At 73.6% G+C, this 3,108-nt stretch carries 3 protein-coding genes; 1 reads left to right on the forward strand and 2 read right to left on the reverse strand.

The features are described from left to right. On the reverse strand, window positions 1-773 hold a 773-nt coding region (locus tag ESO86_RS14340; RefSeq protein WP_207207156.1), incomplete at its 3' end, for a penicillin acylase family protein. Window positions 774-889: 116 nt separating this feature from the next. Continuing rightward, complete coding sequence (gene dapD / locus ESO86_RS14345; protein ID WP_129235604.1) at window positions 890-1,849, reverse strand: 2,3,4,5-tetrahydropyridine-2,6-dicarboxylate N-succinyltransferase; 960 nt, start codon at window positions 1,847-1,849, stop codon at window positions 890-892. Window positions 1,850-1,936: 87 nt separating this feature from the next. On the opposite strand from dapD, the gene dapE reads away from it, so the two are divergent. Then, a complete protein-coding gene (gene dapE, locus ESO86_RS14350) occupies window positions 1,937-3,040 on the forward strand; it encodes a succinyl-diaminopimelate desuccinylase (RefSeq protein ID WP_129235605.1) in 1,104 nt (367 codons plus the stop codon). Window positions 3,041-3,108: the final 68 nt, after the last annotated feature.

Below are 3,108 nucleotides of genomic sequence, written 5' to 3' on the forward strand. Positions count from 1 at the left end.
GACCCGCCGTCGACGGCGCGCACGTCGAGGCCGGCGGGCGCCGCCGGCGCGGGCCCGCCGACGATGGTCGGCTTCGCCGACCAGGGGAACGAGGGGTGCAGCTGCGCGACCTGTTCGGGCGTGAGCCCGGAGGCGAGGAGGAGCGCGCGGTCGATCTCGTCGCCGAGGTTCGACCTGAGGTCCCAGGCCATGGCCTTGAGCCAGGCGATCGAGTCCACGGGCGTCCACCGCTCCGGCTCGTAGCCGGGGTTCTGCAGGGCGAGCACGCCGTACTCCAGTGACAGCTCCACGCCCGACCGTTCGGCGAGGTACGCGTTCACGCCGTCGGCGTAGGCCTCGTAGAGGGCGCGCGACTGGTCGTCGAGCATCTCGAACTCCTGCTCGGCGACGCCGCGCCAGTCGAGCGTGCGGATGAAGGCGTCGGTCGCGACCTGAGACTCGCCGAAGAGCTCCGCGACGCGGCCCGCGGTGACGTGCCGACGGAAGTCCATCTCCCAGAACCGGTCCTGCGCGTGCACGTATCCCTGCGCGAAGAGCAGGTCGTGGTCCGTCTCGGCGACGAGCTGGGGGATCCCGGCGTCGTCGCGGTACACCGTCACCGATCCGTCGAGGCCGGCGACGGAGATGCGACCCGATTCGACCGGGAACGACCGATGCACCGTCCACCAGCCGAACCCGACCGCCGCGACGCCGAGCACGAGCACCGTGACGAGCGCTCCGACGAGGAACTTCGCCCAGCCGGTCCGTCGGGTCCTCGGCGCGTCGGTTCCCACGTCACTCCTTCGTGTCGGCGCATGGCTCGGGCCGCCCGTCCGAGCGACCCCGGGTCATCACTGTACCCCGGCGACCGCGGCAGGGCGGGCCGCGCCGCCGACCGCCGACCGCCGACTCAGGCGTGCAGGGCGGCGTTCAGCGCGATCCCCTCGCCGGACCGCGAGAGCACCTCGACGCGCCCGTCGAGCGAGTTGCGGCGGAAGAGCAGGTTCGGCAGGCCCGACAGCTCGACGGCCTTGACGATCCGATCGCGTTCGCCCGCGCCGCCGCGGAGCACCACCTTCGTGCCCGCGGTGACGTAGAGGCCGGCCTCGACGACGGAGTCGTCGCCGATCGAGATGCCGATGCCCGAGTTCGCGCCGAGGAGCGCGCGCTCGCCGATCGAGACGCGCTGCGTGCCGCCGCCCGAGAGCGTGCCCATGATCGAGGCGCCGCCGCCGATGTCGCTGCCGTCGCCGACCACGACGCCCTGCGAGACGCGGCCCTCCACCATCGAGGATCCGAGCGTGCCGGCGTTGAAGTTCACGAATCCCTCGTGCATCACCGTCGTGCCGGGCGCGAGGTGCGCGCCGAGGCGCACGCGCGATGCGTCGGCGACGCGCACGCGCTCGGGGATCACGTAGTCGAGCAGGCGCGGGAACTTGTCGAGCCCGGTCACGTGGATGCCGGCGCGCTGGAGCGCCGGACGGAGCCGGTCGAGGTCGTCGGGATGCACCGGCCCGGCGTTGGTCCACGCGACGTTCGGCAGGTGCCCGAACACGCCGTCGAGGTTCAGGCCGTTGGGACGGACGAGCAGGTGGGACAGCAGGTGCAGGCGCAGGTAGGCGTCCGACGTGCTCGCCGGCGCATCGGCGAGGCGGATGGCGACGCGCACGGCCTCTACTCGGACGCCCCGCCGCTCGTCGGGGCCCACCGACCCCACGGGCGGCTCCCAGGCCGGAGCATCGGCGGCCGGTTCGCCGAGCTGCGGCGCCGGGAACCAGGTGTCGAGCACCGTGCCGTCGCCGGCGATCGTGGCGAGGCCGTCGCCCCAGGCGGTGGCGGGCGCGGTCGGATTCGACGAGTCTGCGGGCATGCTCCAAGGGTACCGAGCGACGTGGGGGCCGCGACGGCGGATGACGCCGGGAGGGGGCGCGGCATCCGCCCTCGTAGACTCGGGGACATGGCTGCACCCGTCCGCCCCACGGCCGCGCTCGACCTGTCCGCCGACGTCGTCGCCATCACGCAGGCGATCTGCGACGTGCCGAGCGTCTCGGGCGAGGAGGGGCGGCTGGCGGACCTCGTCCAGGACGCGCTCCGGGATGCCGCGCACCTCGAGGTGCTCCGCGACGGCGACACGATCGTGGCGCGCACGAACCTCAGTCGCGACCGGCGCGTGGTCATCGCGGGGCACCTGGACACGGTGCCGATCAACGGCAACGTCCCGACCCGGTTCGAGGTCGACGGCGACCGCCAGGTGCTGTGGGGGCGGGGCACGGTCGACATGAAGGCGGGCGTGGCCGTGCAGCTGAAGCTCGCACGCGAACTGGTCGCGCCGGTCGTCGACGTGACGTGGATGTGGTACGACCACGAGGAGGTGGCCGCCGACCTGAACGGGCTGGGCCGGGTCCTGCGCTCGCGTCCCGACCTCTTCGCGGCCGACTTCGCCATCCTCGGCGAACCGACGCACGGAGCGGTCGAGGGCGGGTGCAACGGCACGCTCCGGGTCGAGCTCCGCGCGACGGGGCGGCGGGCGCACTCGGCGCGCAGCTGGGTCGGCGAGAACGCGATCCACAAGCTCGCATCCGCGCTCGAGCGGCTCGCGACCTACGAGGCCGAGACCGTCCGCGTCGACGGCCTCGACTACCGCGAGGGCCTGAACGCCGTCTTCATGCACGGCGGCATCGCGGGCAACGTCATCCCCGACGACGCCGTGCTCACGCTCAACTACCGGTTCGCGCCGAGCCGTTCCGTCGCGGAGGCGACCGAGCGCGTCCGCGCGCTCTTCCCCGAGTACGAACTCACCGTCACCGATGCGTCCGAGGGCGCCAGGCCAGGCCTCGACGACCCGCTCGCGCAGGAGTTCGTCCGTGCGGTCGGGGCCGAGGCGCAGCCGAAGTACGGGTGGACGGATGTCGCGCGCTTCAGCGCGCTCGGCGTGCCGGCCGTGAACTTCGGACCCGGCGACCCGCTCCTCGCGCACGCCGACGACGAGCGCGTGGACTGCGACGAGATCCTCGCCTGCGAGTCCGCGCTGCGCGACTGGCTCACGGGGTCGGCGCGCTGAGCCGATCCGTGGGCGAGGAGACCGCGCCGGGCACGCCGGAGCGGCGGCCGCCGGACGCGCACCGCGTC

Source organism: Agromyces binzhouensis (genome assembly GCF_004135055.1).
In the GTDB taxonomy this organism is placed as follows: Bacteria; Actinomycetota; Actinomycetes; order Actinomycetales; family Microbacteriaceae; genus Agromyces; species Agromyces binzhouensis.

Coding starts and splice junctions, on each gene's coding strand:
- dapD (WP_129235604.1), bottom strand. CDS start 1,849: ATGCCCGCAGACTCGTCGAATCCGACCGCGCCCGCCACCGCCTGGGGC.
- dapE (WP_129235605.1), top strand. CDS start 1,937: ATGGCTGCACCCGTCCGCCCCACGGCCGCGCTCGACCTGTCCGCCGAC.